The sequence below is a fragment of the Streptomyces sp. NPDC059201 genome (assembly GCF_042754585.1).
Classification (GTDB): domain Bacteria; phylum Actinomycetota; class Actinomycetes; order Streptomycetales; family Streptomycetaceae; genus Streptomyces.
The window spans coordinates 1-26,604 of record NZ_JBHZBB010000012.1 but is presented as its reverse complement, the minus strand read 5'-3'; the positions used below and the strand labels follow the sequence as shown (position 1 = coordinate 26,604).

The window sequence follows — 26,604 nt, the reverse complement described above, 5'->3', positions numbered from 1 at the left end:
AGCCACGGGCGGCAGCCACGGGCGGCAGCCACGGGCGGCAGCCACGGGCGGCAGCCACGGGCGGCAGCCACGGGCGGCAGCCACGGGCGGCAGCCACGGGCGGCAGCCCGGCAACGGCCGGGTGCGGGGCCTGGTAACGGTCTGGCCGCCGCTTTCCTGGCCCTTTCCTTGCTCCCCGGGGGGGCTCCGCTGGTACGGCCTCAGGCCGGGCTGCGTTCGGGGGTCCGGGGGCCTGTCCCCGGTTTCGGGAAGGGGCGGGGTGGGGGAAGGCTCCGCGCAGCGGCACCCTGCCACCACGCGCCAGCGCCAGCCCGCACGTGCACCCGCACCCGCCCGCGCCAGCCCGCACCCCCGCCCCCTCAGCTCACCCCCCGCCCCCACCCCCCAGCGCCCGCAGCCCCGCCACCGTCGCGTGGGTGAGGTCGTCCACGTAGCCCTTCGGGGGGTCCGTGCGGGCGACCACCAGGCGCCAGTACAGGGGGCCGACCATGAGGTCGAGGGCGCTCGCGGGGTCGGTGCCCTCGGGGAGCTCGCCGCGGGCCACCGCCTCGCGGACGATCTGCGCGACGACCCCCTCCTGCCCGTCGAGCAGCGCCGCCCGCACCGGCTCCGCGATCTCCGGCTGCCGCGCCGCCTCGACGAGCAGTTCGGGGATGACCTGTGACGCGATCGGGTGACGCAGCGCGTGCGACGCGACGGTGAGGAGGGCCCGTACATCCCCCTCCAGGGAGCCGGTCGCAGGCGTCGGCAGGCCCTGCGCGGCCACCGCCCCCACCAGGTCGAGAACGAGCGCCAGCTTGGACTTCCAGCGCCGGTAGACGGCCGTCTTCCCCACCCCCGCCCGCCGCGCGATGCCCTCGATGGACATCCGGGCGAAGCCGACGGTGGCGAGTTCCTCGAAGACGGCGGCGCGGATGGCCTCGGTGACGTCCTCGCGGAGCACGGCGGCTCCGGCGGGGGCGCGGCGGGGCGTGGGGGTGCTCATGGCGGCATCCTAACCACCACCCACGTCACGACGATACGGTTGCGTTCCGACGTCGAATCGTCCTAACCTCGCTCGTAGCGACGATACGGACCCGTCCCGACGTTCCCGGACGCACGGGCCCCCGCACCCACCCACCACCCCGCGCCCCTCCGTCGAAAGCGCCCGCACGTGACCCAGACACTGCTGCCCCCGCCGCCGACCGCTCCGCACGCCCCGACCGCTCCCCCGCACCCCGAGGAGGACCTCGGGGCCCTCGCCCGCCGCCACGGCCTCTCCGTCAGCGGCGCGCGCCCACCCCTCCCCACCTACGTCCGCCAGCTCTGGTCCCGCCGCGACTTCATCGCCGCCTTCGCGACGGCCCGGCTGACCGCCCAGTACAGCCAGGCCAAGCTCGGGCAGCTGTGGCAGCTGATGACCCCGCTGCTCAACGCGGCCGTGTACTACCTGATGTTCGGCGTCCTGATGAACGTCCAGCACGGCGTCCCGGACTACATCCCCTTCCTCCTCACCGGCGTCTTCGTCTGGACCTTCACCGCCAACACCCTGACCGCCGGCACCCGCGCGATCAGCGGCAACCTCGGCCTCGTCCGCGCCCTGCACTTCCCCCGCGCGAGCCTGCCCCTCTCCCTCGCCCTGCTCCAGCTCCAGCAACTGCTCCTGTCGCTCGGCGCGCTCGTCGTGATCCTGGTCTGCTTCGGCGAGTTCCCGACCTGGAGCTGGCTGCTCGCGGTACCGGCCGTCGCGCTCCAGGCCCTGTTCAACGCCGGCGTCTCGCTCGCCCTCGCCCGGCTCGCCGCCCGCACCCCGGACATCAGCCAGCTGATGCCCTTCGTGCTGCGCACCTGGATGTACGTCTCGGGCGTGATGTGGTCGTTCGGCTCCATGGCGAAGAGCGGCCGCTTCCCGGAGGGCGTGGTCCTCGCCCTCCAGTGCAATCCGGCGGCGGTCTACATCGACCTCGTCCGCTTCGCCCTCGTCGAGAGCTTCACCGCGGACAACCTCCCGCCCCACGTCTGGGCACTGGCCGCCGGCTGGGCCCTGCTCGCCTTCGTGGGCGGCTTCATCTGGTTCTGGAAGGCAGAGGAGACGTACGGCCGTGGCTAAAACACAGAAGACAACCCCCGACCCCACCGTCATCGCCGACCGCGTCCACATCACCTACACCGTCCCCACCGGCCCCGGCGGCATCCGCCGCGTGCACGCCGTGAAGGGCGTCGGCTTCGTCGCCCGGCGCGGCGAGGCGATTGGCCTGATCGGTTCGAACGGATCGGGCAAATCCACCCTCCTGAAGGCCATCGCGGGCCTCCAGCCGGTGGAGAGCGGCACTATCTACACCCGCGGCCGCCCCGCCCTCCTCGGCGTCGACGCGGCCCTGATGGGCGACCTCTCCGGCGAGCGGAACGTCATCCTGGGCGGCCTCGCCATGGGCCTGAGCCGATCGGAGATCGAGTCCCGCTACGACGACATCGTCGCCTTCTCGGGCCTCACCGAAGGACCACCGACAGCGCGGCCAACACCGACAACGCCGCCCACACCACCAAAGCGCACGCCGACCAAGGCCAAGCACGCCACCACCCCCGACGACGTCCTCTCCCGCCCCCTCCGCACCTACTCCTCCGGCATGAACGCCCGCCTCCGCTTCGCGATCTCCGCGACCGCCCGGAGCCACGACGTGCTCCTCATCGACGAGGCCCTGGCCACCGGGGACGCCCGCTTCCAGCGCCGCAGCCGCCGACGGATCGAGGAACTGCGGGCGGCGGCCGGCACGGTCTTCCTCGTCGCCCACGCGAACGCCACCATCCGGGAGACCTGCGACCGGGCCCTCTGGCTGGAGGCGGGGACGCTGCGGATGGACGGGCCGGCGGACGAGGTGGTGGCGGCGTACGAGGAGTTCACCAGGACGGCCGCCACCAAGCCAGGCAAATAAGACATACGCCTCACACCAGACCTAAGGTCAGAGCGTGACGACGCCCGATCGCCCCCGCTCTCACTCCCGCGCCTCCGGTCCCGGTCCCACCACCCCCACAGGCCCCACCACCCCCACAGGCTCCACCGCCCCCACCGCCCCCACACCCCCCTCCCTCACCCGCTCCCCCTTCGAGTCGGACACCTTCACCTCCGCCACCTTCGTCACGGTCGGGCACGGCCCCGCCCTCGCCCTCTGTGCCGTCTGGCTGCTCACCCGCGTGGGCATGCTGGCGCTGCTCGCGAGCGACAGCCTCGGCATCGGCGGGGTCGGCAACGAGGTGCAGCTCCTCTACCGCCACTGGTACGGGCTCTTCGCCGACGGCACCTTCCCGCCCGCCGACCCGACCTGGCAGTACCCGCCCGGCGCCGGGCTGGTGATCATGGCGCCGGGGCTGCTGATGCCCTGGCTCGGCTACACCCAGGCGTTCGTCGTCCTGACCCTGCTCGCCGACGCCGCCGTCACCCTCGGCCTGGCCGTCGCCGACCGCTCCCGGCTCACGCACGGCGCCTGGTACTGGGTCTGCGCCCTGCCGCTGCTCCTCCATCTGCCACTCGCCCGGTACGACGTCCAGGCCACCGCCCTCGCCGTCCTCGCCCTCCTCGTGCTCAAGGGCCGCTCCCCCGCCGCCCACCGGCTCGGCGGCGCGCTCGCCGGGCTCGGCGCGATGGTCAAGGTGTGGCCGGCGCTCGCCCTGATCGGCACGCCCCGGGGGCGTACCACCCGCGAGGCGTGGACGGCCGCCGTGGTCACCGCCGCCACCCTGCTCGGCGTCCTCGCGCTCTGCTTCTCCGACTCGCTCGGCTTCCTGCGCCAGCAGGGCGCCCGGGGCATCCAGATCGAGTCCCTGGGCGGCACCGCGCTCGCCCTCGGCCGGGCGGCCGGACTGTGGCCGGGGGCGGCGGAGATCCGCTACGGGGCGTACGAGTACGTCGGCCCGTACGTCTCCACCCTCGGCCACCTCTTCCTCCTGCTGACCGTCGCCGCCGTCGTCTGGCTGGTGCTGTGGCGGCTCCGGGCCACCCGCTGGACCGAGGCGACCCCGCTCGACGCGGCCCTCGCCGCCGTCCTGCTCTTCACCGTCACGAGCCGGGTGATCAGCCCCCAGTACATGGTCTGGCTCCTCGGTCTCGCCGCCGTCTGCCTGACCTCCCGCCGGACGGTGATGCGCCCGGTGGCCCTGCTCCTGCTCCCGGCGGCGGCGCTCAGCGCCCTCGCGTACCCCGTCCTCTACGCCGACGTCGTCGCCGGCACCCCCGCCGGCCTGACCGTGATGGTGCTCCGCAACGCCCTGCTCCTCGCCGCGACCGCCGTCGCCGCCCACCGCCTGTGGAAGGCCACGGTGACCCCCGTACAAGAGTGACCTGACCGCACCGGGAAAGGCCGAAGGGCCCCGCCGGAAGCGCGAGGCTTCCGGCGGGGCCCTTGGGGCATCGGGGCATCACCCGACTAGCTGTGCGTGCGCAGCAGCGTCCGCATCGTCCGCATGGCCACCGACAGGTTCGCCAGGTCGAAGGTGTCCGAGCCCTGGATCTCCTCCAGGGTCGTCCGGGCGCGGCCCAGGATCGCCGCGTTCCGCTCCTCCCACGCCTTGAAGCGCTCCTCGGGCGTCGAGGTGCCTTCGCCGGCGGTCAGGACGTCGGAGGTGAGCGCCGCGTGGGCGGCGAAGAGGTCCTCGCGGATGGAGGCGCGGGCCATGGACTGCCAGCGGTCGGCCCGCGGCAGCTCGATGATCCGGTCCATCAGGTCGGTGATCCGCAGGCGGTCGGCGAGGTCGTAGTAGACCTCGGCGACGGCCAGCGGGTCCTTGTCCGTGCGGTCGGCGATCGCGACGATGTCGAGCGTCGGGAAGGCGGAGGAGAAGCCCGCGACGCGCAGCGCCAGCTCCTCCGGGACGCCGAAGCCGGTCAGCTCGTCGAGGATCGAGCGGTACCACTCCTGGTCCGCGCCGCTCAGCAGCTCGGGCATCCGCGACCAGACCTGGCCGACCCGCTCCGCGAAGAAGTCGATGGTCTCGCCGATCTCCAGCGGCTGCGGCCGGTTGTTGAGCAGCCAGCGGGTGCCGCGCTCGACGAGCCGGCGGGAGTGCAGCCGCATCCGGGTCTGGACCTCGGCCGGGACCTGGTTGTCCAGGGCCTCGACGGCGTCCCAGACCTCACTGAGCCGGAAGATGGCCCGGGCCGCGGTCTGGGCCCGCACGATCTCCTCCAGCGACGCGCCGGTCTCCTCGCGGAGGCGGTGCAGGAAGGTGGAGCCGCCGGTGTTGACGGTGTCGTTGACCAGGATCGTGGTGATGATCTCGCGGCGCAGCGCGTGCCCCTCGACGGCCTCGCCGAACTTCTCGCGCAGCAGCGTCGGGAAGTAGGCGTGGAGCAGGCCGGCCAGGTACGGGTCGTCGGGGAGCCCGGTGCCGATCAGCTCGTCGGCCACCGTGATCTTGGTGTACGCGAGGAGGACGGCGAGCTCGGGCTGGCTGAGGCCCCGCTCGTTGTTGAGCAGCTCGCGGATCTGCCGGTCGTTGGGCAGGAACTCCAGCGAGCGGTCGAGCGCCCCGTCGCGGCCCAGGCGGCGCATGAAGCGCTGGTGGGCGTGGAGCAGGGAGGGCGACTGGGCGACGGCGTTGGCGAGGGCGGTGTTCTGCGCGTAGTTGTTGCGCAGGACGAGCCGGCCGACCTCGTCGGTCATCTCGGCGAGGATCTTGTTGCGCTGCTTGACGGTCATGTCGCCCTCGGCGACGAGCCCGTTGAGCAGGATCTTGATGTTGACCTCGTGGTCGGAGGTGTCGACGCCGGCGCTGTTGTCGATGGCGTCGGTGTTGATCCTGCCGCCCTCGCGCGCGGGGCCGCCGGCGCGGGCGAACTCGATGCGGCCGAGCTGGGTGGCGCCGAGGTTGCCGCCCTCGCCGACGACCTTGGCGCGGACGTCGTGGCCGTCGACGCGGATGGGGTCGTTGGCCTTGTCGCCGACGTCGGCGTTGGCCTCGGCGGAGGACTTCACGTAGGTGCCGATGCCGCCGTTCCACAGCAGGTCCACGGGGGCCTGGAGGATGGACTTCATCAGCTCGGCGGGGGTCAGCTTGGTGACGCCCTCCTCGATGCCGAGCGCGGCCCGCGTCTGGGCGTTGACCGGGATCGACTTGGCGGTACGGGGGTAGACGCCGGCGCCCGCGGAGAGCAGCGAGGTGTCGTAGTCGGCCCAGGAGGAGCGGGGCAGCTCGAAGAGGCGGCGGCGCTCGGCGTACGAGGTGGCCGCGTCCGGGGTCGGGTCGATGAAGATGTGGCGGTGGTCGAAGGCGGCGACCAGGCGGATGTGCTCGGAGAGCAGCATGCCGTTGCCGAAGACGTCGCCGGACATGTCGCCGACGCCGACGACGGTGAAGTCCTCGGTCTGGGTGTCGTGGCCGAGCTCGCGGAAGTGCCGCTTGACGGACTCCCAGGCGCCGCGGGCGGTGATGCCCATGCCCTTGTGGTCGTAGCCGGCGGAGCCGCCGGAGGCGAAGGCGTCGCCGAGCCAGAAGCCGTACGCCTCCGCGACGCCGTTGGCGATGTCGGAGAAGGTGGCGGTGCCCTTGTCGGCGGCGACGACGAGGTAGGTGTCGTCCTCGTCGTGGCGGACCACGTCGAGCGGCGGCACGACCTCGCCGGCGACCAGGTTGTCGGTGATGTCGAGCAGCGCCGAGATGAAGGTCTTGTACGAGGCGACGCCCTCGGCCAGCCAGGCGTCCCGGTCCACGGTGGGGTCCGGGAGCTGCTTGGCGACGAAGCCGCCCTTGGCGCCGACGGGCACGATGACGGTGTTCTTCACCATCTGCGCCTTGACCAGGCCGAGGATCTCGGTACGGAAGTCCTCGCGCCGGTCGGACCAGCGCAGGCCGCCTCGGGCGACCTTGCCGAAGCGCAGGTGGACGCCTTCGACGCGGGGCGAGTACACCCAGATCTCGAAGGCGGGGCGCGGCGCCGGCAGGTCGGGGATGGCCTGCGGGTCGAACTTCATGGAGACGTACGAGTGCGGGCGGCCGTCCGCCGACTTCTGGAAGAAGTTGGTCCGCAGCGTCGCCTTGATGACGGTGAGGAAGGACCGCAGGATCCGGTCCTCGTCCAGGCTCGCGACCTGGTCGAGGGCGCCGTCCAGCTCCTCCAGGATGCCGTCGGTCAGCTCGGTGCCGGCGCGCTGCCGCCCCGGGGCCATCCGGGCCTCGAAGAGGGAGACGAGCAGCCGGGTGGTGTGGACGTTGTTGCGGAGGGTGTCCTCCATGTAGTCCTGGCTGAACGGCGAGCTGGCCTGGCGGAGGTACTTGGCGTAGGCGCGCAGCACCATCGCCTCGCGCCAGGTGAGCCCGGCGGAGAGGACGAGGGAGTTGAAGTTGTCGTTCTCGGCCTCGCCGGTCCAGGTGGCGGAGAAGGCGTCCTGGAAGCGCTCGCGGGCGTCGTCGCCGGCGTAGTCGCCGCCGTTGCCGGTGGGTACGGGCATCCGCAGGCCGAAGTCGTAGATCCACGCGTGGGTGCGGTCGGCGCAGCGGAGCTCGTACGGGCGCTCGTCGGTGACCTCGACGCCGAGGCGGTTGAGGACCGGCAGGACGGCGGAGAGGGAGACCTGCTCGCCGGTCTTGTAGATCTTGAAGCGGCGCTCGCCGGGGCCGGCGGCGACGGGCTCGTAGAGGGAGAGCGCGAAGTCCTTGCCGCTGGCGGCGAGGGCCTCCATGCGGACGAGGTCGGCGACGGCGGCGCGCGGCGAGTGGTCCGCCTTGTAGCCCTCGGAGAAGGCGTTGCCGTAGCGGCGCAGCAGCTCGGCGGCGCGCTCCTCGCCGAACTCGGCGTTGAGGGCCTCGCCGAAGCCGTCGGCCCAGGAGCGGGCGGCCTCGACGAGCCGGGCCTCGATGCGGTCCACGTCGGCGTCGGTGAGGGCGGCGAGGACGGTGCCGGGCTCGACGCGGATGACGAAGTGGAGGCGGGAGAGGATCGACTCGGTGTTCCAGGCGGTGAAGTCGACGGAGGCGCCGTTCAGCTCCTCCTTGAGGATGTCGATGATCCGCAGCCGGACGCGGGTGGTGTAGCGGTCGCGCGGCAGGTAGACGAGGGCCGAGTAGTAGCGGCCGTACTCGTCCTGGCGCAGGTAGAGCCGCAGCCGGCGCCGCTCCTGGAGGTACAGGACGCTGGTGACGATGGCCTGGAGCTGGTCGACCGGGGTCTGGAACAGCTCGTCGCGCGGGTAGGTCTCCAGGATCTGGAGCAGGTCGCGGCCGTCGTGGCTGTTCGGGGAGAAGCCGGCGCCGGCCAGCACCTCCTGGACCTTGCGCTTGACGACGGGGACGCGGCGCACGGACTCGGTGTACGCGGCGGACGAGAAGAGGCCGAGGAAGCGGCGCTCGCCGATGACGTTGCCGTCGGCGTCGAACTTCTTCACGCCGACGTAGTCGAGGTACGAGGGGCGGTGCACGGTCGAGCGGCTGTTGGCCTTCGTCAGGATGAGCAGCTTGTGCTCGCGGGCCTTGGCGCGGGCGTCGGCGGGCAGCCGGCTGAAGGACGGGGATACCGGGTGGGCGTGGTGGCCGGACTCGCCGTCTGTGTGGTGCGGGTCGGAGCGCAGGATGCCGAGGCCGGTGCCGGGGACGGCGGCGAGCGCGTCGCCGTCGACCAGCTCGTACTCGCGGTAGCCGAGGAAGGTGAAGTGGTCGTCGGCGAGCCAGCGCAGCAGCTCCTGCGCCTCCTCGACCTCGGTGGGCCGCAGGTCGGAGGCGGTGGGCTCGGCGGCGAGGCCCTCGGCGATGCGCAGCGCGGCGTCGCGCATCTTCTCCCAGTCCTCGACGGTCTCGCGGACGTCGGAGAGGACGCGGAGCAGGTCGGCGGTGATCTGCTTGAGGTCGGCCTTGTCGGTCTCGCGGTCGATCTCGACGTGGATCCAGGACTCGGCGAGCGCGTCGTGCGGCAGCTCGCCGTGGATCTGGGTCGACAGGACCTCGATGAGCCTGCCGGTGATGTCACGGCGGACGAGGACCTGTGGGTGGATCACGACGTGGATGCCGCGGCCCTGGCGGGAGAGCTCGTTGGTGACGGAGTCGACGAGGAACGGCATGTCGTCGGTGACGACCTCGACGACGGAGTGGCTGCTGGTCCAGCCGTTCTCCTCGACCGTCGGGGTGTGCACACGGACGTTCGCGGTGCCCTGGGGGCGCTTCTCCGCGAGCCGGTAGTGGGCGAGCGCGGCACCGAAGACGTCGTCCGGGTCGCGGTCGGAGAGGTCCTCGGGGGCGGTGTGCAGGTAGTAGCGCTGGAGGTAGTCGAGCACGTTGTCCCGGTCCGGGCGCTCGCCCTCCGGGCCCGTCGGAAGTCGCCCCCCGACCGGGCTGTGCTCAGCTACACGGGCGGCCCTCTCGAGCAGCTCGGCCTTTGCTTCGTCCAGCTTGGTCTGCATGTCCTCTGACTCCTGTCGCGCGCCGTTGCGTGACGTCGGTGGGTAGGGCAGAACGCCTCGACGCGGTGATTCCGGTCGAAGTCGACGTTATGCCCGGCTGAGAGATGCCCGGATGGAAACCGGCCACGGAGAGCGGCGATTCCGGACGGAGGGGATCGGCGAACGCACGGACGGCCCGGCCGCGTGAGCGGACCGGGCGGCAGCCGGGGGCCGCACTGCCCCCGCGGCGTATCGCGCTGATCACGGGAAAAGCCTATCGCTCAAGCCCCCTGCCCCGTCATGAGCCGTATGTGTACAAAAGCGGGGGTGGAAGTTTGACGTTCTGGACAGCGACACATGCACTCTTGGCGGATCGCGCGGAACGGTGCAGCGTGGACGCGAGCACGAAGACCACCGACCAGCTCTGAATGCGGGAGAGGCATGGCGAAGATCTTGATCGTGACGGGGGACGCGGCGGAATCGCTGGAGGTGTTGTACCCGTACCAGCGTCTGCTCGAAGAAGGGTACGAGGTCCACATCGCCGCTCCGGCGCGCAAGCAGCTGCGGTTCGTGGTCCACGACTTCGAACCCGGCTACGACACGTACACGGAGAAGCCCGGCTACACCTGGCCCGCCGACCTGGCCTTCTCGGAGGTCGACCCGGGCGACTACGTGGCCGTGGTGATCCCGGGCGGCCGCGCCCCGGAGTACCTGCGCAACGACCCGGAGCTCCGCAAGATCCTCAAGTCATTCTTCGACGCGGACAAGCCGGTGGCCCAGATCTGTCACGGCCCGCTACTGACGGCGGCGGTCGGCGGCCTGGAGGGGCGCCGGGTCACCTCGTATCCGGCGCTCGAACTGGACATGCAGGCGGCGGGGGCCGAGTTCCAGGACGCGGCGGCGGTCGTCGACGGCCTGCTGGTCTCCTCGCGCGCGTGGCCGGACCACCCGACGTGGATGCGCGAGTTCCTGAAGGTGCTGCGCGCGAAGGGCTGAGGCGGGGGGGCGGGGCCGTCGTGACGGACGGCCCCGCACACCCCCGTACGCCTCGTTACGCGCGCCGCTGCACGAGCTACACGAGCTCCTCCGCGACCGCGACGGCCTCCTCCAGGGAGTCCACGACCGGCACGCCGACGCGCTCCAGCGAGGCCCGGCTGTGCGAGCCGCCGGTGAACAGCACGGCCTTCGCCCCGACGTGCGCGGCCGCCACCGCGTCGTCGGCCGCGTCGCCGATGACGACGATCCGCTCGGCCGGGACGGCCAGCGCCTCCAGGTGGCGCACCATGTTGGCCGACTTGCCGTCGGTGGACCGGTCGGTGCGCCCGTCGACCCGGACGAAGCGCTCCGCGATCCCGTGCCGCCGCACCAGCGGCAGCAGCTCCGCGTGGGGCGCGAGCGAGAGCAGCGACTGGGTGGCCCCGGTGGTCTGGCGCGCGGCCAGCAGCTCGGCGGCGCCCGAGGTCAGCGCGCAGCCCTCCGCCCGCTCCCAGTAGTGCCGGTGGAAGGTGCCGTCCATGAGGAGCCACTCGGCGTCGGTGGGCAGCCGGCCCATCAGCCGCTCGTAGAACCTCGGCACCGGGACGGTGTACAGCTCGCGGTACCGCTCCAGGGTGAGCGGTTCGAGGCCGAGCTCCGCGAAGGCGGCGTTGGTGGCGCCGATGACGGCGCCGATGTCGTCGAGCAGGGTGCCGTTCCAGTCCCAGACCAGATGCTTCCCGTTGCGCTGCTTCCCCATGGAGCGACGGTACAGGCCGGGACCTCAGCCGAGGAGGGAGGGGATCTCCTGGATCCCGAACCAGAGCAGCTCGTGGTCCTCGGCCCCGTCCACGACGAACTGCGCGTCGTCGTCGCCCTGGTCGGCGGCGCCGAGCGCGGCGGCGGCGGCGGTGACGTCCGCCTCGGCGTCGTCCGCGTCGGCGTGCACGGCGGCGGCCTTGGCGAGCGGCACGGCGGCGGAGAGCCGCACCTCGCCGATGGCGCCGGCGTCGAGCCCCCGGTCCGGGTCCGCGGCGGCGTCCTTGTCGGCGACGTCGACGGCGACGACCACCCGGCGGCGCGGCGCCTCAGGGTCACCCGCGACGAGCCGCAGCGAGGCGGCGGCGGCACGGCTGAGCGCCGCGTACTCCAGCTCCTCGATGTCGTCGGAGACGTACCACTCGCGCAGCGCGGGCGTGACGGCGTAGGCGGTCAGCGGACCGGGCCCCAGCTCCCCCGCCTTGTGCGCCTGCGCGAGACCGGGAAGGGTCAGTGGAACGTACACCCGCATGGCTGGCCGCTTTCGTAGTCGGAAACGCCCTCAGGATACGTCCGCCCCCACCACCCCGGTATGTCCACCCGCAACCCCCCACCCCCCTGATAGGTGAATCACTCACCGTATCCACCCCCACCCCCGACACCCTTGCGGCAACCGAACCACCCCCAGTACAAGATCCCCACGGAAAGTTACCGACCGGTACCACCCAGTCACCCTCCGAAGGGATCCCCCATGCGCCACACCCACCCGACCCCGACCCCCCACCCCGCGACACCGACACCCGCCGCCCCCGCCACACCCGCGCCACACCACGCCCCGTCGCCCGTCGGACGGGCCTCCGGGGCCGCCCCGCGCCACCACGGCGCCCCGGGTGGCCCCGCGCACGCGGGAGGCGGCCCCGGAGGCCGTCCCCCTCGCGCCGGTGTGCCCGTGCAGGGCGCCCGGGGCGGGCGGCCGGGCTGCGGGAGCGGTGGGGGCGCCCGTCGCGCTCTCCCGGTGCACACCGCGTTCGCGGAGCGGCTGCTCGCCGTGCTCAGTGGGGAGCGGCCGGTGCACTCGATGCTGGGGCTGACCATCGGGGAGGCGTACGAGCAGTTGGTCCGGCTCGCGCCCAGGACGACGGCCCGCGGGCCCGGGCCCCGGCCGGTGCTGCGGCGGTGCGCAGCGCAGCCGCACTCCGGGGACTCCGTCCTGGAGGTCTTCGCCTCGCTCGCCGCCGGCCACCGCGTCCGCGCCCTCGCGTTCCGCCTGGAGCGGGGCGGGGACCACCGCTGGCGATGCGCCGCCGTCGAGCTGGACGGCCTCGGCAGGCTCGTCGGCGGCGGCCCCCAGCCATGACGAAGGGCCCCGCCGGATGGATCCGGCGGGGCCCTTCGACCACTCTCAGGCGGTTACTTCTTGCGGCGACGCCCGCCCGCGTTCTTCTGCGCCTTGCGGCGCTCCGCCCGCGTCAGCCCGTCACCGGACTCACCGTCGCCGTCCGAGGCGAAGTCGCCCTCGACGACGCCTCCGTCACCGTCCACCGACGGCGCGGAGAAGTGCAGCCGGTCCGGCCGCTGCGGCGCGTCGAGCCCCTTCGCGCGGATCTCCGGGCGACCGCCCGCCGGCACGGCCTCGCCCTTGTCCAGGGACGGCGCGCCGGCCTGCACCGGAACCTCCTCGACCTGCTGCTCGACCTGGACCTCCAGGTTGAACAGGTAGCCGACGGACTCCTCCTTGATGCCCTCCATCATCGCGGTGAACATGTCGAAGCCCTCGCGCTGGTACTCGACCAGCGGGTCCTTCTGCGCCATCGCCCGCAGGCCGATGCCCTCCTGGAGGTAGTCCATCTCGTAGAGGTGCTCGCGCCACTTGCGGTCGAGGACCGAGAGGACGACCCGGCGCTCCAGCTCACGCATGATCTCCGAGCCGAGCTGCGTCTCGCGCGCCTCGTACTGCTCGTGGATGTCGTCCTTGATGGACTCGCCGATGAACTCCGCCGTGATGCCCGCGCGGTCGCCCGCCGTGTCCTCGAGCTCCTCGACGGTGACCTTCACCGGGTAGAGCTGCTTGAACGCGCCCCACAGCCGGTCGAGGTCCCACTCCTCGGCGAAGCCCTCGGCGGTCTCCTGGCCGATGTAGTCGTCGATGGTGTCGTCCATGAAGTGGTGGATCTGCTCCTGAAGGTCCTCACCCTCCAGGACGCGGCGGCGCTCGCCGTAGATGACCTCGCGCTGCCGGTTCAGCACCTCGTCGTACTTCAGGACGTTCTTACGCGTCTCGAAGTTCTGGGTCTCGACCTGCGACTGCGCGGAGGCGATCGCGCGCGTGACCATCTTGTTCTCGATCGGCACGTCGTCCGGCACGTTGGCCATGGCCATGACGCGCTCGACCATCTGCGCCTTGAACAGGCGCATCAGGTCGTCCCCGAGCGACAGGTAGAAGCGGGACTCGCCGGGGTCGCCCTGACGGCCGGAACGACCGCGCAGCTGGTTGTCGATACGTCGCGACTCGTGGCGCTCGGTGCCCAGCACGTACAGCCCGCCGAGGTCCTTGACCTCCTCGAACTCCGCCTTCACGGCCTTCTCGGCGCGCTCCATGGCGGCGGGGAGGGCCGCGGCCCACTCCTCGACGTGCTCGACCGGGTCCAGACCCGCCTGGCGCAGCTCCGCCTCGGCGAGGTCGTCCGGGTTGCCGCCGAGCTTGATGTCGGTACCGCGGCCGGCCATGTTCGTGGCGACGGTGACGGCGCCGCGACGGCCGGCCTGGGCGACGATGGTCGCCTCGCGCTCGTGGTGCTTGGCGTTCAGCACCTCGTGCGGGACACCGCGCTTGGACAGCTGCTGCGAGAGGTACTCGGACTTCTCGACCGAGGTGGTGCCGACGAGGACCGGCTGGCCCTTCTCGTGCTTCTCGACGATGTCGTCGACGACGGCGGCGAACTTCGCGACCTCGGTCCGGTAGATCAGGTCGGACTGGTCCTTGCGCTGCATCGGCTTGTTCGTCGGGATCGGGACGACGCCGAGCTTGTAGATCTGGTGGAACTCGGCCGCCTCGGTCATGGCCGTACCGGTCATGCCGGACAGCTTGTCGTAGAGGCGGAAGAAGTTCTGGAGGGTGATCGTGGCGAGCGTCTGGTTCTCGTCCTTGATCTGCACGCCCTCCTTGGCCTCGATGGCCTGGTGCATGCCCTCGTTGTAGCGGCGGCCGGCGAGGATACGGCCGGTGTGCTCGTCGACGATCATGACCTCGCCGTCGATGACGACGTAGTCCTTGTCCTTCTTGAACAGTTCCTTCGCCTTGATGGCGTTGTTCAGGTAGCCGACGAGCGGGGTGTTGACCGACTCGTAGAGGTTGTCGATGCCGAGCCAGTCCTCGACCTTGGCGACACCGGCCTCGTGGATGGCGACGGTGCGCTTCTTCTCGTCGACCTCGTAGTCGCCGGTCTCCTCGATGCCCTTCAGCTGGTTGCCGGGCTCGCCCCTGGTGAGGCGGGTGACCAGCTTCGCGAAGTCGCCGTACCACTTGGTGGCCTGGTCGGCGGGGCCGGAGATGATCAGCGGCGTACGGGCCTCGTCGACGAGGATCGAGTCGACCTCGTCGACACACGCGTAGTTGTGGCCGCGCTGGACGAGCTCGTCCTTCGACCAGGCCATGTTGTCGCGCAGGTAGTCGAAGCCGAACTCGTTGTTCGTGCCGTACGTGATGTCGCAGGCGTACTGCTCACGGCGCTGCGCCGGCGTCATGTTGGCGAGGATGCAGCCGACCTGGAGACCCAGGAACTTGTGGACCCGGCCCATCATCTCGGAGTCGCGCTCGGCCAGGTAGTCGTTGACCGTGATCAGGTGGACGCCCTTGCCGGACAGCGCGTTCAGGTACGCCGGCAGCGTGCCGACGAGGGTCTTGCCCTCACCGGTCTTCATCTCGGCGACGTAGCCGAGGTGCAGCGCGGCGCCGCCCATGATCTGGACGTCGTAGTGGCGCTGGCCGAGGACGCGCTTGGCGGCCTCGCGCACGGTGGCGAACGCCTCGGGCAGCAGGTCGTCGAGGCTCTCGCCGTCGGCGTACCGCTGCTTGTACTCCTCCGTGAGGGCCCGCAGGTCGGCGTCGGAGAGGTTGACGAAGTCCTCTTCGATGGAGGCGACCTGGTCCGCGATGCGGTGCAGTTTGCGCAGGATCTTGCCTTCGCCTGCACGCATGAGCTTGTTGAAGACGGACACTGAGGCTGGTCTCCTTGCCGGTCGGGCCTGGCACTGGGTCTTGTCACGGACACGAGCGCGGGCACGGCAGGTGGTCCCCACCGCAACGGCCATCGTAAGCGAGACCACCCTCACGGAGGGAGGCCCGCCGGGCCGTCACCGCACGCCCGCCCGCAATAGAGAACGCCTGAGGCGGTCGGAAGGTGCCGCGCCCTCCGAAAAGTGTTCGCTTCCGGGGGGAAGGGTCCCCACAATCCGGGCATGGATCCCATCACGCTCACCTGCGAACGCCTCCGGCTCCGCGGTTTCGTCCCCGAGGACGAGGACATCGTGTACGCCCACTGCCAGGACCCCGCCATCCGCCGCTGGACGACCGTCCCGGATCCGTACACCCGCGAGGCCGCCACCTTCTTCCTGAACCGGCTCGTCCCCGACGGCTGGCGCGAGGACACCGACTACAGCTTCGCCGTCGAGCCGCTCGACGGCGGCCCGCTGCTGGCCGCCACCGGCCTGCACAACCGAGGCGGCGGCGTCTGGGAGGTCGGCTTCTGGCTGGCCCCCGGCCACCGCGGCCAGGGCTACATGACGGAGGCGGTACGGGCGGCCGCCCACTGGGCCTTCACCGGCCTCGGCTGCGTCCGCCTCATCTGGCACGCCGAGATCGGCAACACCGGCTCGCGCGCGGTGGCCGAGCGGGTCGGCTTCACCATGGAGGGCGTCCAGCGCGCGGGCCTGCTGCACAACGGCACGCTCCGGGACGCCTGGGTCGGCTCCCTGCTCCCCTCCGACTTCGGCCTGCCGAGCCCGCTCCCGTACCTCCCGCCGCGCGAGGCGCCGCCCTCCGTGGACCCCCGGGCGGCCACCCCGGAGGGCTCCGGCACTGTCGGTCCCGGGGCCTAGGGTTTCCGCATGACGACCGAGCCGAAGACCGCCCCGAAGCCCGCGCCGAAGACCGCCGCGCCGAAGCCCGCTCCGAAGCCCGCCGCCGAACTCTCCGCCGCCGAGGCCCGCCGGATCGCCCTGCGCGCCCAGGGCTTCCTCGGGGCCCCGGACCGCCGGGCCGGGGTCCGCGGGGTACTCCGTCACCTCGGCCAGGTCCAGCTGGACACCATCTCGGTGCTGGCCCGCTCGCACGAGCTGATCCCGTACGCGCGCCTCGGCGCGGTCGGCCGGACGGCGGTGGAGGAGGCGTACTGGTCGGACGGGCACGCCTTCGAGTACTGGTCGCACGCCGCCTGCATCCTGCCGGTCGAGGAGTGGCCGCTCTTCGCCTTCCGCCGCCGCGCCTACCGCGACCGCCCGCACTGGCACCACGACCTCTCCGACGGCTCCTACGCCAAGGTGATCGACCAGCTCAGGGCCGAGGGCCCGCGGACCGCGACGGAGCTGGGCGGCGCCAAGAACAAGGGCGAGTGGTGGGACTGGTCCGACACGAAGATCGCGGTCGAGCGGGCGCTGATGTACGGCGAGGTCGTCGTCACCGAGCGGCGCGGCTGGAAGCGCGTGTACGACCTGGCGGAGCGCGCGATCCCGGAGCCGCTGCGGCACGACGCGTACGACGACACCGAGTGCGTACGGCGGCTGGTGCGGCAGGCGGGCGAGGCGCTGGGCGTCGGCACGCGCACGGACATCGCCGACTACCACCGGCTCAAGGCGGAGCAGTTCGACGCGGTGGTCGCGGACTCGGGCCTGGTGCCGGTGACGGTGGAGGGCTGGGGGAAGCCGGCCTGGGCGGACCCGGCGGCGCTGGCCACGGAGCCGCGCGGCCGGCACCGCACGACGCTCCTCTCCCCCTTCGACTCGCTGATCTGGGAGCGGGCGCGCACGGAGCGGATCTTCGGCTTCACCCACCGCCTGGAGGCGTACGTGCCGAAGCCGAAGCGGGTGCACGGCTACTTCGCGATGCCGGTCCTCGCCGGCGGCCGCCTGGTCGGCCGGGTGGACCCGGCCCGCGAGGGCCGCACCCTGGTCGCCAAGCAGGTCTCCCTGGAGGGCCCGAAGGCCGTCCCCGCCGTGGCCCAGGCCCTCCGCGAGGCCGCCGGATGGGTCGGCTGCGACGCGGTACGCCCGGAGCGCGTCGACCCGCCGGCCCTGACCCCGCTCCTCACCAAGGCCCTGGACGCCTAGCGGATCCCGAGTCTCAGCGGATCTCCAGGATCTTCTCCCGCATGGCGTACACGACGGCCTCCATGCGGGAGTGCAGCTGGAGCTTCTCCAGGATGTTCCGGACGTGGTTCTTCACCGTGTTCTCCGAGATGAAGAGCTCCTTCGCGATGTCCCGGTTGTTCATGCCGGTGGCGACGAGCTTCAGCACCTCCAGTTCGCGGTCGGTGAGCCGGGGCGCGGGGACGAGCCGGCGCTCGTCGGTGCGCTGGATCATCGACTTGAACTCGGTGAGGAGCTTCGAGGCCATGGAGGGGCTGATCTGCGACTGCCCGTCCGCCACCGCGCGGATCGCGGTGGCGACCTCGTCGGTGGAGATCTCCTTGAGCAGGTATCCGGTCGCCCCCGCCTTGATCGCCTCGTAGAGGTCGGCCTCCTCGTCGCTGATCGTCAGCATGATGATCTTCGCGCTGGGGGCGACCTCCTTGATGGCCGTGCACGCCTCGATGCCGCCGCGCCGGGGCATCCGCACATCCATCAGGACGATGTCGGGCAGCAGGTCCGCCGCCTTGTCGACCGCCTCGGCCCCGTCACCGGCCTCGCCGACGACCTGGATGTCCTCCTCCTGCGCGAGGACGATCTCCAGCCCGCGCCGGAAAAGCGCGTGGTCGTCCACGACGAGCACCCGGATCGGTTCCTTGCGATAGACCTCGTTGGCCGATTCCGATCCTTCCGTAGCACCCTCATGGGCGAGCGCGCCGCGCTCGTGCCCGCTGAGCACCGGGCCGAAGCTGTCTGCCATCGTTCCTCCCCCTGAAGGCCGTGGCCTGAATTCGTTTCCGGTCCTCCAACCACTGCCCGGGAAGCACCGGTTGGCGTGCACGCCATGATTTCATGCCCGGGCGGTGCCGGGGTGGCCCCCTGCGCGCACAGGGGTGCCCCTGGGGGGCGCGGGGAGCGCTCCAGGGGCACCGGTAGGGACACATGTGGCGGGTGGTGCGGTACGGGACGGCCGGGTGGGCCGGTCAGCCGTTCGACGGGTCAGCCGCCGAGCGCACCGCCCGCGCCGCCGCTGGTCTCGGCGAGCGGGTCGTTCTCCAGGTGGATGACGCCGTAGTCGTAGGCGTGGCGCCGGTAGACGACGCTCGGCTGCTTGGTCTCGGCGTCGACGAAGAGGTAGAAGTCGTGCCCGACCAGTTCCATCTCGTAGAGGGCCTGGTCGAGTCCCATCGCGGCGGCCCGGTGCGTCTTCTCGCGGACCACCAGCGGGCCTTCGCCCTGGACCTCGATCGAGCCCATCATCGTGGTGGGCACCTCGCCGCCGGTCTCGTCGGCGACGAGCTCGCCCTGGCCGTTCAGCTGGGCGACACCGGGGACGACGTCGGCGACCTCCGCCGCGGAGAGCCGTCCGTTGCCCCGTCGGGTGTAGCGCTTGTCGTGCTGCTTGCGGAGCCTGGCCTCCAGCTTGTCGCTGGCCAGGTCGAGGGCCGCGTACGGGTCGCCGGCCGACGCTTCCGCCCGGATGACCGGGCCTCGGGAGTGGAGGGTGATCTCCACGCGGTCCGACCTGTCGGCCTGCCGCGGGTTGGGCTCCTTGGACACCTCGACGTCGAGGCTGATCACCTTGCCGTCGAGCTTCTGGATCTTCTCCAGCTTCAGCTTCTCGGCCACGTGCTTGCGGAACCGCTCGGGCACCTCGGTCTTGCGGCCCTTGACGACGATGTCCACGCAGAACTCCGTTCCCGGATCGCCCGCTCGGCTCCTAGGCCGACGGGCATCTCCCTTTGCACCAGCCCCGGCGGTTCTCACCGGGGCTCGGACTTGGCGACTTCGACCTCCTCCTCCCCGGTCGACAAGATCGCCACCCCATCGACGAGAGGTTAATTCGCCTTTAACTCCTGTCCTGTGCGCAACCATGTATGCAGTGAGGGGGAGGGCTTTCACCCTTCCTCACAACCGAACATAGCCCCTTCGGACGGGTGTCGGCACCCGCTGCCGAGACTTACCTCCATTCGGAGGCTTTCACCTCTCACCACCTGCAACGATCCAAGTTCCTGGCGAGTTCCGGTTTATTTCGAACGAAGCGGGAGATGATGCGATCACAGCCGCCACCCGCTGTTCGAATTCGTGCTGCGCGAAATCACTTCCGGGACTTCTCGATCTTCCCGTTCCTCCCGCCGTTCTCCCGGTGAACGGAGGGTGTACGGCTCCGAGGGCGCGCGCCGCCTCCGCGAGCGTCGCGCCGGTGGTCATCAGGTCGTCCACGAGGAGCACCCGTCCGGCCGCCAGCGGCCTCGCACCGCCCGGCACCACCTCCAGCGCCCCGGCCAGATTCGCCCGCCGCCCGCGCGCGCCGAGCCCCGCCTGGTCCGCCACGGCCCGCCCCTGCCGCAGCACCGGCACCACCCGCGCGGGCCGCCCCACCCGCCGCAGCCGCGCCGCCGCGGCCAGCGCCACCCGCCGCGTCGGATCGTGCCCCCGCGCCCGCACCGAGCGCCGCGAGGACGGCACCGGCACCAGGAGCAGCGGCCGCTCCCCCGCGCCACCCACGGGGCCCACAGCGGCCTCCACGGCCCCCGCGAGCGCTCCGCCCAGCGCCCCTGCGAGCCCCAGCGCCCCGCGCTCCTTGTGGGCGATCAGCAGCTCCCGTACCGCCCCCTCGTACGGCACAGCGGCGTGCACCACCGGCAGCCCCGCCGGCTCCCGCGCGGGCCGCACGCGACCGGCCCCCAGCCCGGCCAGCGCGCCCGCGCACCGCTCGCACAAGCCCCCGCCGCGAGGCGCCCCGCAGCCCTCGCAGGCGACGGGCAGCACCAGCCCGGAGATCTCGCGCCACCAGCCCCGCATGGCCCCACTCTGACCGCGCCCGAGGCCCCCCGCCACCCCTGTGGACAACGCCCTGTGGACAACCCGGCGCGCTACCTACCCGGCCGGGTCCCACCTACCCGCCCGCTCCCTACCCGGGATAGACCGGCACCGTCCCGGACTTCACCACCGGCTGCCAGTTCGCGCCCGGCATCAGCCGCACGATGCCGTCGTTGCCCGAGGCGGCGACCAGCGGCTGGCTCTCCCGGTACGGCGCGGCCACCGCGCTGACCCCGTTGAGGCCCGGCAGCACCGAGCTCGCGGAGGTGGAGCCGTCCGTCTGGACGTAGCGGATCTGCTGCACGCCACCGGCCTCACGCCCGACCACGACGAGCCGGCTCGGCCCCGCCCAGGAGACGGACGAGACCGACTCCATGCGCGGCGCGGCCGCCTGGAGCTCCCGTACGGACACGACCGGCTCGTCCGCGCCGTCCTGGCGCTCGATCCGGCCGATCTGGAGGGTGGTCTTCCCGTCCCGGGTGATCAGGAGCGCGATCCGCACCCCGTCCGCGGAGACCCGCAGCGACTCGACCCGGGTGTCGTCCGTCAGCCAGGGCGTACGGACCTCGATCCACTTGCCGGTGCCGTCGGGCACGACCACCAGCCGCTGATGCCCCATGGCGCGGTCGGCGACCCACAGGTCGCCCCGCCCGTCCCAGCTGGGCTGCGACAGCCGGTCCCGGGACTCCGACGTCACCGGGGCCTTGGTCTTGAGCACCGGCGGCGGCTGCTCCTGCTCGGTCGTGATCGAGGAGACGTACAGCGCGCTGCCGTCCTTCGAGACCCCCGCCGCCCGGGTCCCGCCGCGGGCCACCGCGACCGAGTCCAGCGGCACCACGCCCTTGCCCAGCGGCCCCGGCACCGGGGCCGGGGCGACCTGGTCCTTCCCGCTGGCGGCGAGCGCCATCATCTTGCCGTCGTCGTCGACGAAGTACGAGGTCTCGTCCTGGCCCGTGTCCCTGACCGCCTCGAAGTCCGCCGCCTGCTGCTTCCCCAGCCGGCATACGACGTCGCCTTCGACGTCCTGGAGCTCCAGCTGGTCGGCCCGTACCGAGGGCAGGTCGCCGAGGGTGACGAGCAGCTGGGCCGCGAGCCGCCGGCACACCTCGCCGCCGAACCGGTCGGCCTTCACGTTCAGCGGCACCTTGAGCGTGGACTGGTCGTCCGTCGTCAGCGTGGTGACGCCGTTCTTCAGCTGCGTACCGGACGGGAAGGGCGAGTCGACGGCCGGCCGCAGCCAGTGCGTCGGTCCCGCCAGGAGCGCCTTCACGGTCTGCGTCACCGGGTCCATCCGGGTGACCGGGTCCTGGCGCTGCCGGATGTAGACGGGGTCGGCGACGAGCAGGTCCTCGCCGGACGCGAAGTAGTACGTGTTGACCGAGCGGTAGTTCCGCAGGAAGTCGGCCTCGCCCAGCACCAGACCGGGCGGCAGGCTGTCGATCCGCCACTCCTTGTCCTTGCCGTCGGCCACGGGCTCCTGCACGACGTGGATCGCCTTCGCGTACTCCAGCGGACTGTTCGGCTGGTACGCGTGCCGGGCGTCGACGGTCGCGATCTTCTTGCCCGAGATCGGGTACGCGCGCCCCTGGTTCTCGGGGTCCGCGTTGCGGTCGGCCGGCTGCCGGTCGGGCGCGGTGGCGAGCACGGTGATGCTCTGCTCCGGCTTCCAGCTCTTGGCCGCGGACCGGGTCAGGTACTTGCGGGCGGTCGAGAACCCGGGGTCGTCACTGGTCATGGCCTCCAGGAAGCCGTCGACGATGTCGTCCGGGTTGGCGTTCTCCCGGGGGGCGACCGCGTAGACCCGCACCTGCGAGTCGCCGGGGTTGGCCCCCCGTACCGCCCGGACCTCGCCGCTGTCGGGCATGGTGGCGCAGCCCGTCGCCAGGAGCCCGCCGCAGGCGGCGAGCACCAGCGCGCGTCCGCCCCTTCCCCGCCCCGTCCGCCGCACGTCAGCGCTCACGTGTGCCGTCCTCCCGCTCCGCGTTCCCCGCCGTGCCCATGCCCTGGCCCTGCTCCGTGTCCGCCGCCGTCCGCGCCACCACCCGGGCGCCGTTGCCTGGCAGCGCCGCCGGGTCGACGGCCGCCCTCGGCGGCGCCGGGATCCGCGGCGTCACGGGGGGCAGCGGAGGCCGCTCCCCGGCCGGCTGGGCCGGTACCGAGGCCGTACGCCCGGTCTCCCGCGCCCGCCCCGCTGCCGCCTGCTCCCGGTTGCGCCGGGAGTCCTCCGGCTCCAGGGGTATCGGCGATCCCCGCAGCGGCTCGTCGGCCGTCCGCGGCAGTGTGAGCCGGAACTGCGACCCGCCGCCGGGCTCGCCCCACGCCTGGAGCCAGCCGCCGTGCAGCCGCGCGTCCTCGACGGCGATCGACAGGCCGAGGCCCGTTCCGCCGGTGGTACGCGCGCGTGCCGGGTCGGCCCGCCAGAAGCGGTTGAAGACCCGGGTCGCCTCGCCCGGCTTGAGACCGACGCCGTAGTCGCGTACGGCGACGGCGACGGCCCCGCCGGCCGCGGCCAGCTTCACCACGACGTCCCGGCCCTCCCCGTGCTCGACGGCGTTGACGACCAGGTTGCGCAGCACGCGCTCGACCCGGCGGGCGTCCGCCTCGGCCACCACCGGCTGCTCGTCGCCGACGACCACGATCCGGGTGCCCTTCCGCTCGGCCAGCGGCTCGGCGCCGCCGATGACCCGGCGCACCACCTGCCGCAGGTCGATCGGCTCGGCCTCCAGGGCGGCGGCGCCCGCGTCGAAGCGGCTGATCTCCAGGAGGTCGGAGAGCAGCGACTCGAAGCGGTCCAGCTGGTCGCCGAGGAGCTCCGCGGAGCGCGCGGTGACGGGGTCGAAGTCGACCCGGGCCTCGTGGATGACGTCGGCCGCCATCCGGACGGTCGTCAGCGGCGTCCGCAGCTCGTGCGAGACGTCCGAGACGAACCGCCGCTGCATCCGCGACAGCTCCTCCAACTGCTGGATCTTGAGCTGGAGGTTGGACGCCATCTTGTTGAACGCCTCGCCGAGGCGCGCGATGTCGTCCTCGCCGGTGACCTTCATCCGCTCCTGGAGCCGTCCGGCGGAGAGCCGCTCGGCGATCCCGGCCGCCATCCGTACGGGCGTGACGACCTGCCGCACCACGAACCAGGAGATCGCCCCGAGCAGCACCACCACGAAGAGCCCAGCGGTCGCCAGGGTCGTCTTCACCAGGTCGAGCGAGTCCTCCTCCTGGCTCAGCGGGAAGAGGTAGTAGAGCTCGTACTGCTTGCCCTCGGCGTCGTTGAGCCGCTTGCCGATCACGAGCCCCGGCTCGGACAGCTTGTCGCTGGTGTAGTGGATGCGGCCGAACTTCTGGTACGGCACGTTGCCCCCCGACACCATGTGCCGCAGGGCGGTGGGGACGGACCGCACCGGGTCGACCTCGCCCGAGGCGCGGGCACCCCGGCTCGCTGTGTCACCGGAGTCCAGCGACAGCGCCACCACGTTGAACGCGCTCTGGCCACCGCTGGCGAGCTGCTCCACGAGCGTGGAGCGCCAGTTCACCGAGGAACCGGCCCGCACACCATCCTGGCCGGGCACGGACGGCGTGGTCGCCGCCCGGTCCTGCGCGGCGGAGAACCCGCCCGCGGCCTGGATCTGGGCGGCCTTCTCCTTGGTGTCGAGCAGACCGTTGCGGACCTGACCGATGACGACCAGGCCCAGCAGCAGCACCACACCGAGGGACATCAGGAGGGTGCCCGCGACGACCCGCAGCTGGATGTTCCGCCGCCACAGGCGGACGGCCGGCAGCAGCGGCCGACGCACCAGCCGGGCGACGATCCGAAAGAACCGTCCGCCCGGCGTCCCGTCCTGGAGGAGCCGTCCACCGCGCCTCAGGCGGCCGGAACGCGAGCCCCCCCGTCCCGGTCCGGCAGCCCGCCCCGTACGGCCCCCGGGGTCCCGGGACTCCGGAGCAGCACTGCCCTTGCTCATATCAGCTCGGTCCCGCCTTGTAGCCGACACCGCGCACGGTGACCACGATCTCCGGCCGCTCCGGGTCCTTCTCGACCTTCGAGCGCAGCCGCTGGACATGCACGTTCACCAGCCGGGTGTCGGCCGCGTGCCGGTAGCCCCAGACCTGCTCCAGGAGCACCTCACGCGTGAACACCTGCCACGGCTTGCGCGCGAGCGCGACCAGCAGGTCGAACTCCAGCGGCGTCAGCGCGATCGACTGCCCGTCCCGCTTCACGGAGTGCCCCGCCACGTCGATGACCAGGTCACCGATGGTGAGCTGCTCCGGCGCGGGCTCCTCGGAGCGCCGCAGCCGCGCACGGATGCGGGCGACGAGCTCCTTCGGCTTGAACGGCTTGACGATGTAGTCGTCGGCCCCGGACTCCAGGCCCACGACGACGTCGACGGTGTCGCTCTTGGCCGTCAGCATCACGATGGGCACGCCTGACTCGGCCCTGATGAGCCGGCACACCTCGATGCCGTCCCTTCCGGGCAGCATCAGGTCCAGCAGCACCAGGTCCGGCTTGGCCTCCCGAAAAGCGGCGAGAGCCTTGTCTCCGTCAGCGACGAACGACGGCTCGAACCCTTCACCCTTGAGCACGATCCCGAGCATCTCGGCCAGTGCGGTGTCGTCGTCGACGACGAGAACGCGTCCCTTCATATCGACATCATCCCATTTCCGTATCAGTCTCAAGGCGGCTGGTGAGATACCTCACTGACCTGCGACAACGCATCGGCCGGGCCCCCTGACTCCCCGTGTCCGCGCGCCGCGCCGCCAGTAACGACTGTCACCCCCCGTGCCCCCGCGGTCGCCCAGAACCGTACCCCGCCGAACGCCGAACGCCCACGTTTCCGGAAGAACCTTCGTGCCCGGAGGGGCGAAAAAGGGGTACGGGAAAGAAGGCGTTCCGCCCCGGCCCGTGGCGGGGCCCCTCGTGACACGATGGCAGCCGGCCCGCCGCCCGACCGTGGACGGCCGCCGTGACCGAGCCGGTTCGCCGACCGGCACCGCGACCCAAAACCTTCGAGGTGGACGACCGTGAACGACACTCCGGGCCGGAACACGCCCGGATCTGCCCCTTCCGACGGCCAGGACGGCTCCGTGATCCCGGAACAGTCCTCCCCTTCGGATACGAACGGCTCCGCCGACTCCGCTCCCCAGTGGTCGAAGGACCAGCCGCCCGCCGGCCAGTGGTCCCCGCCGCCCGGCGGTCCGAACCGGCCGCAGGCCCGTGGCCGGGCGTGGGGAACCCCGCCCCCGCAGCGCGGCTGGAACGGCCACGGCGCCCCGCCGGTCGCCAAGCCGGGCGTGATCCCGCTCCGCCCGCTGGGCGTCGGCGAGATCCTCGACGCCGCGGTGGCGACGCTCCGCCGCTACTGGCGGACGGTGCTGGCCGTCACGGTCCCCGTGGCCGTCGTCGCCCAGCTCGCCCTCGTGGTCGTCCAGCGCTACCTCGCCACGGAGCCGCCGGTCCTGCACGCGGACGCGACCCCCGCGGAACAGCTGGAGGCGCTCTCCGGCTACCTCCGGGCCTCCTTCACCGAGCTGGCCCCGACGATGCTGGTCTCCGTCGCCGCCTCGGTCTTCACGAGCGCGCTGCTCACCGTGGTGGTCAGCCGGGCCATCCTCGGCCGGCCGGTCACGCTGTCCGAGGCGTGGAAGGAGGCGAGCCCCCGGCTGCCGCAGCTCCTCGTCCTGTCCCTGGCCCTGCCGCTGGGCGCCGGAGCCCTCGCCTTCGTGGCGATGCTCCCGGGCCTGCTCCTGGGCGGCGCGGGCGGCGCGACGCTGGCCTTCCTCGGTGGTACGGCCGCGTTCGCCGTCATCATCATGCTGCTGATCCGCTTCAGCCTGGCCTCCCCGGCCCTGATGCTGGAGCGCCAGGGCATCGTCGCGGCGCTGAAGCGCTCCGCGAAGCTGGTCCGCGGCTCCTGGTGGCGTATCTTCGGCATCACGCTGCTGACCCAGCTCCTCATCATGATTTTCACGATGATCCTGACGATCCCCTTCACGGCGATCGCCTTCGCCGTGGACGGCGGCTCCTCCCTCAGCTGGGCCTATCTGATCGTCATGGCGATCGGCGGCATCATCACCAGCGCCCTTTCGTACCCCATCGCCGCCGGCGTCACGGTCTTCCTGTACGTCGACCAGCGCATCCGCCGCGAAGCCCTGGACCTGGAACTCGCGAAGGCGGCCTCCACCCCCGCCGCCGAGCACTGACCCACCCGAGAAAAGCTCCCGTCCGAGAGGGCGGGAGCTTTTCGCATGCCTTCAAGTGCCTTCGAGAACCGCCCCCGGAACGCAGAAAAGCCCCGCACCATGAGGTGCGGGGCTTTCCCACAATGATTGTTCGGCGGCGTCCTACTCTCCCACAGGGTCCCCCCTGCAGTAC

General features: G+C 72.0%; 19 protein-coding genes. 8 read left to right on the top strand and 11 right to left on the bottom strand.

Annotated features, from left to right (window positions below; all coding sequences use genetic code 11):
• Nucleotides 1–364: 364 nt before the first annotated feature.
• The gene (locus ACFXMG_RS31385; protein WP_383828309.1) at nt 365–985 is read right to left on the bottom strand and encodes a TetR/AcrR family transcriptional regulator; all 621 of its coding nucleotides are present in this window, start codon (nt 983–985) and stop codon (nt 365–367) included.
• 168 nt (nt 986–1,153) lie between these two features.
• Between ACFXMG_RS31385 and ACFXMG_RS31380 the strand changes: the two genes are divergently transcribed.
• Genes ACFXMG_RS31380 through ACFXMG_RS31370 form a run of 3 tightly spaced genes read left to right on the top strand, consistent with a single transcriptional unit; the run spans nt 1,154 to nt 4,314 of the window.
• Nucleotides 1,154–2,089, top strand: coding sequence for an ABC transporter permease (locus ACFXMG_RS31380; RefSeq protein ID WP_383828307.1), 936 nt, complete (start codon nt 1,154–1,156; stop codon nt 2,087–2,089).
• The gene (locus ACFXMG_RS31375; protein ID WP_383828305.1) at nt 2,082–2,912 is read left to right on the top strand and encodes an ABC transporter ATP-binding protein; all 831 of its coding nucleotides are present in this window, start codon (nt 2,082–2,084) and stop codon (nt 2,910–2,912) included. The genes ACFXMG_RS31380 and ACFXMG_RS31375 overlap by 8 nt, the downstream gene beginning before the upstream one ends.
• Nucleotides 2,913–2,946: 34 nt before the next feature.
• Nucleotides 2,947–4,314 (top strand): glycosyltransferase 87 family protein, encoded by a 1,368-nt coding sequence (locus ACFXMG_RS31370; protein WP_383828303.1) that lies wholly within the window; start codon nt 2,947–2,949, stop codon nt 4,312–4,314.
• Nucleotides 4,315–4,400: 86 nt separating this feature from the next.
• On the opposite strand, the gene ACFXMG_RS31365 is transcribed toward ACFXMG_RS31370, so the two are convergent.
• Nucleotides 4,401–9,362, bottom strand: a complete 4,962-nt coding sequence (locus ACFXMG_RS31365; protein ID WP_383828301.1) for an NAD-glutamate dehydrogenase — start codon at nt 9,360–9,362, stop codon at nt 4,401–4,403.
• A 420-nt stretch (nt 9,363–9,782) separates the two neighbouring features.
• Here ACFXMG_RS31365 and ACFXMG_RS31360 point away from each other — a divergent pair, with 420 nt between their 5' ends.
• Nucleotides 9,783–10,337 (top strand): DJ-1/PfpI family protein, encoded by a 555-nt coding sequence (locus tag ACFXMG_RS31360; protein WP_383828299.1) that lies wholly within the window; start codon nt 9,783–9,785, stop codon nt 10,335–10,337.
• A gap of 76 nt (nt 10,338–10,413) precedes the next feature.
• On the opposite strand, the gene ACFXMG_RS31355 is transcribed toward ACFXMG_RS31360, so the two are convergent.
• Nucleotides 10,414–11,076, bottom strand: a complete 663-nt coding sequence (locus ACFXMG_RS31355) for an HAD family hydrolase (protein ID WP_383828297.1) — start codon at nt 11,074–11,076, stop codon at nt 10,414–10,416.
• 24 nt (nt 11,077–11,100) lie between these two features.
• Nucleotides 11,101–11,607 (bottom strand): DUF6912 family protein, encoded by a 507-nt coding sequence (locus tag ACFXMG_RS31350; RefSeq protein WP_383828295.1) that lies wholly within the window; start codon nt 11,605–11,607, stop codon nt 11,101–11,103.
• Nucleotides 11,608–12,090: 483 nt separating this feature from the next.
• Between ACFXMG_RS31350 and ACFXMG_RS31345 the strand changes: the two genes are divergently transcribed.
• Nucleotides 12,091–12,432, top strand: a complete 342-nt coding sequence (locus ACFXMG_RS31345) for an Rv3235 family protein (protein WP_383828293.1) — start codon at nt 12,091–12,093, stop codon at nt 12,430–12,432.
• A gap of 53 nt (nt 12,433–12,485) precedes the next feature.
• Here ACFXMG_RS31345 and secA read toward each other — a convergent pair whose 3' ends face one another.
• Nucleotides 12,486–15,293, bottom strand: a complete 2,808-nt coding sequence (gene secA, locus ACFXMG_RS31340) for a preprotein translocase subunit SecA (RefSeq protein WP_383828291.1) — start codon at nt 15,291–15,293, stop codon at nt 12,486–12,488.
• Nucleotides 15,294–15,533: 240 nt separating this feature from the next.
• Between secA and ACFXMG_RS31335 the strand changes: the two genes are divergently transcribed.
• A complete protein-coding gene (locus ACFXMG_RS31335; RefSeq protein WP_383828289.1) occupies nt 15,534–16,172 on the top strand; it encodes a GNAT family N-acetyltransferase in 639 nt (212 codons plus the stop codon).
• A 9-nt stretch (nt 16,173–16,181) separates the two neighbouring features.
• The gene (locus ACFXMG_RS31330; RefSeq protein ID WP_383828287.1) at nt 16,182–17,399 is read left to right on the top strand and encodes a winged helix-turn-helix domain-containing protein; all 1,218 of its coding nucleotides are present in this window, start codon (nt 16,182–16,184) and stop codon (nt 17,397–17,399) included.
• Nucleotides 17,400–17,412: 13 nt separating this feature from the next.
• On the opposite strand, the gene ACFXMG_RS31325 is transcribed toward ACFXMG_RS31330, so the two are convergent.
• The 6 genes from ACFXMG_RS31325 to mtrA all read right to left on the bottom strand — a co-directional run bounded on the left by ACFXMG_RS31325 (nt 17,413) and on the right by mtrA (nt 24,875).
• Complete coding sequence (locus ACFXMG_RS31325; protein ID WP_383828285.1) at nt 17,413–18,177, bottom strand: response regulator; 765 nt, start codon at nt 18,175–18,177, stop codon at nt 17,413–17,415.
• Nucleotides 18,178–18,416: 239 nt separating this feature from the next.
• The gene (gene hpf, locus ACFXMG_RS31320; RefSeq protein ID WP_383828283.1) at nt 18,417–19,103 is read right to left on the bottom strand and encodes a ribosome hibernation-promoting factor, HPF/YfiA family; all 687 of its coding nucleotides are present in this window, start codon (nt 19,101–19,103) and stop codon (nt 18,417–18,419) included.
• A gap of 294 nt (nt 19,104–19,397) precedes the next feature.
• On the bottom strand, nt 19,398–20,222 hold the full coding sequence (locus tag ACFXMG_RS31315) for a ComF family protein (RefSeq protein WP_383828281.1): 825 nt from the start codon (nt 20,220–20,222) through the stop codon (nt 19,398–19,400).
• A 109-nt stretch (nt 20,223–20,331) separates the two neighbouring features.
• A complete protein-coding gene (locus ACFXMG_RS31310; RefSeq protein ID WP_383828279.1) occupies nt 20,332–22,200 on the bottom strand; it encodes an LpqB family beta-propeller domain-containing protein in 1,869 nt (622 codons plus the stop codon).
• Nucleotides 22,190–24,196 (bottom strand): MtrAB system histidine kinase MtrB, encoded by a 2,007-nt coding sequence (mtrB, locus tag ACFXMG_RS31305; protein ID WP_383828277.1) that lies wholly within the window; start codon nt 24,194–24,196, stop codon nt 22,190–22,192. Before mtrB ends, ACFXMG_RS31310 begins: the two co-directional genes overlap by 11 nt.
• A gap of 1 nt (nt 24,197) precedes the next feature.
• Complete coding sequence (gene mtrA, locus ACFXMG_RS31300; RefSeq protein WP_030498730.1) at nt 24,198–24,875, bottom strand: two-component system response regulator MtrA; 678 nt, start codon at nt 24,873–24,875, stop codon at nt 24,198–24,200.
• Nucleotides 24,876–25,253: 378 nt separating this feature from the next.
• Between mtrA and ACFXMG_RS31295 the strand changes: the two genes are divergently transcribed.
• Nucleotides 25,254–26,432, top strand: coding sequence for a glycerophosphoryl diester phosphodiesterase membrane domain-containing protein (locus ACFXMG_RS31295; RefSeq protein WP_383828275.1), 1,179 nt, complete (start codon nt 25,254–25,256; stop codon nt 26,430–26,432).
• Nucleotides 26,433–26,604 lie beyond the last annotated feature (172 nt).

Bases quoted from the DNA above. Each gene is read 5' to 3' on its own strand.
- ACFXMG_RS31350 (WP_383828295.1), bottom strand. From the start codon at position 11,607: ATGCGGGTGTACGTTCCACTGACCCTTCCCGGTCTCGCGCAGGCGCAC.
- ACFXMG_RS31360 (WP_383828299.1), top strand. From the start codon at position 9,783: ATGGCGAAGATCTTGATCGTGACGGGGGACGCGGCGGAATCGCTGGAG.
- ACFXMG_RS31335 (WP_383828289.1), top strand. From the start codon at position 15,534: ATGGATCCCATCACGCTCACCTGCGAACGCCTCCGGCTCCGCGGTTTC.
- ACFXMG_RS31385 (WP_383828309.1), bottom strand. From the start codon at position 985: ATGAGCACCCCCACGCCCCGCCGCGCCCCCGCCGGAGCCGCCGTGCTC.
- mtrA (WP_030498730.1), bottom strand. From the start codon at position 24,875: ATGAAGGGACGCGTTCTCGTCGTCGACGACGACACCGCACTGGCCGAG.
- ACFXMG_RS31330 (WP_383828287.1), top strand. From the start codon at position 16,182: ATGACGACCGAGCCGAAGACCGCCCCGAAGCCCGCGCCGAAGACCGCC.
- ACFXMG_RS31355 (WP_383828297.1), bottom strand. From the start codon at position 11,076: ATGGGGAAGCAGCGCAACGGGAAGCATCTGGTCTGGGACTGGAACGGC.
- ACFXMG_RS31365 (WP_383828301.1), bottom strand. From the start codon at position 9,362: ATGCAGACCAAGCTGGACGAAGCAAAGGCCGAGCTGCTCGAGAGGGCC.
- ACFXMG_RS31325 (WP_383828285.1), bottom strand. From the start codon at position 18,177: ATGGCAGACAGCTTCGGCCCGGTGCTCAGCGGGCACGAGCGCGGCGCG.
- mtrB (WP_383828277.1), bottom strand. From the start codon at position 24,196: ATGAGCAAGGGCAGTGCTGCTCCGGAGTCCCGGGACCCCGGGGGCCGT.
- ACFXMG_RS31315 (WP_383828281.1), bottom strand. From the start codon at position 20,222: ATGCGGGGCTGGTGGCGCGAGATCTCCGGGCTGGTGCTGCCCGTCGCC.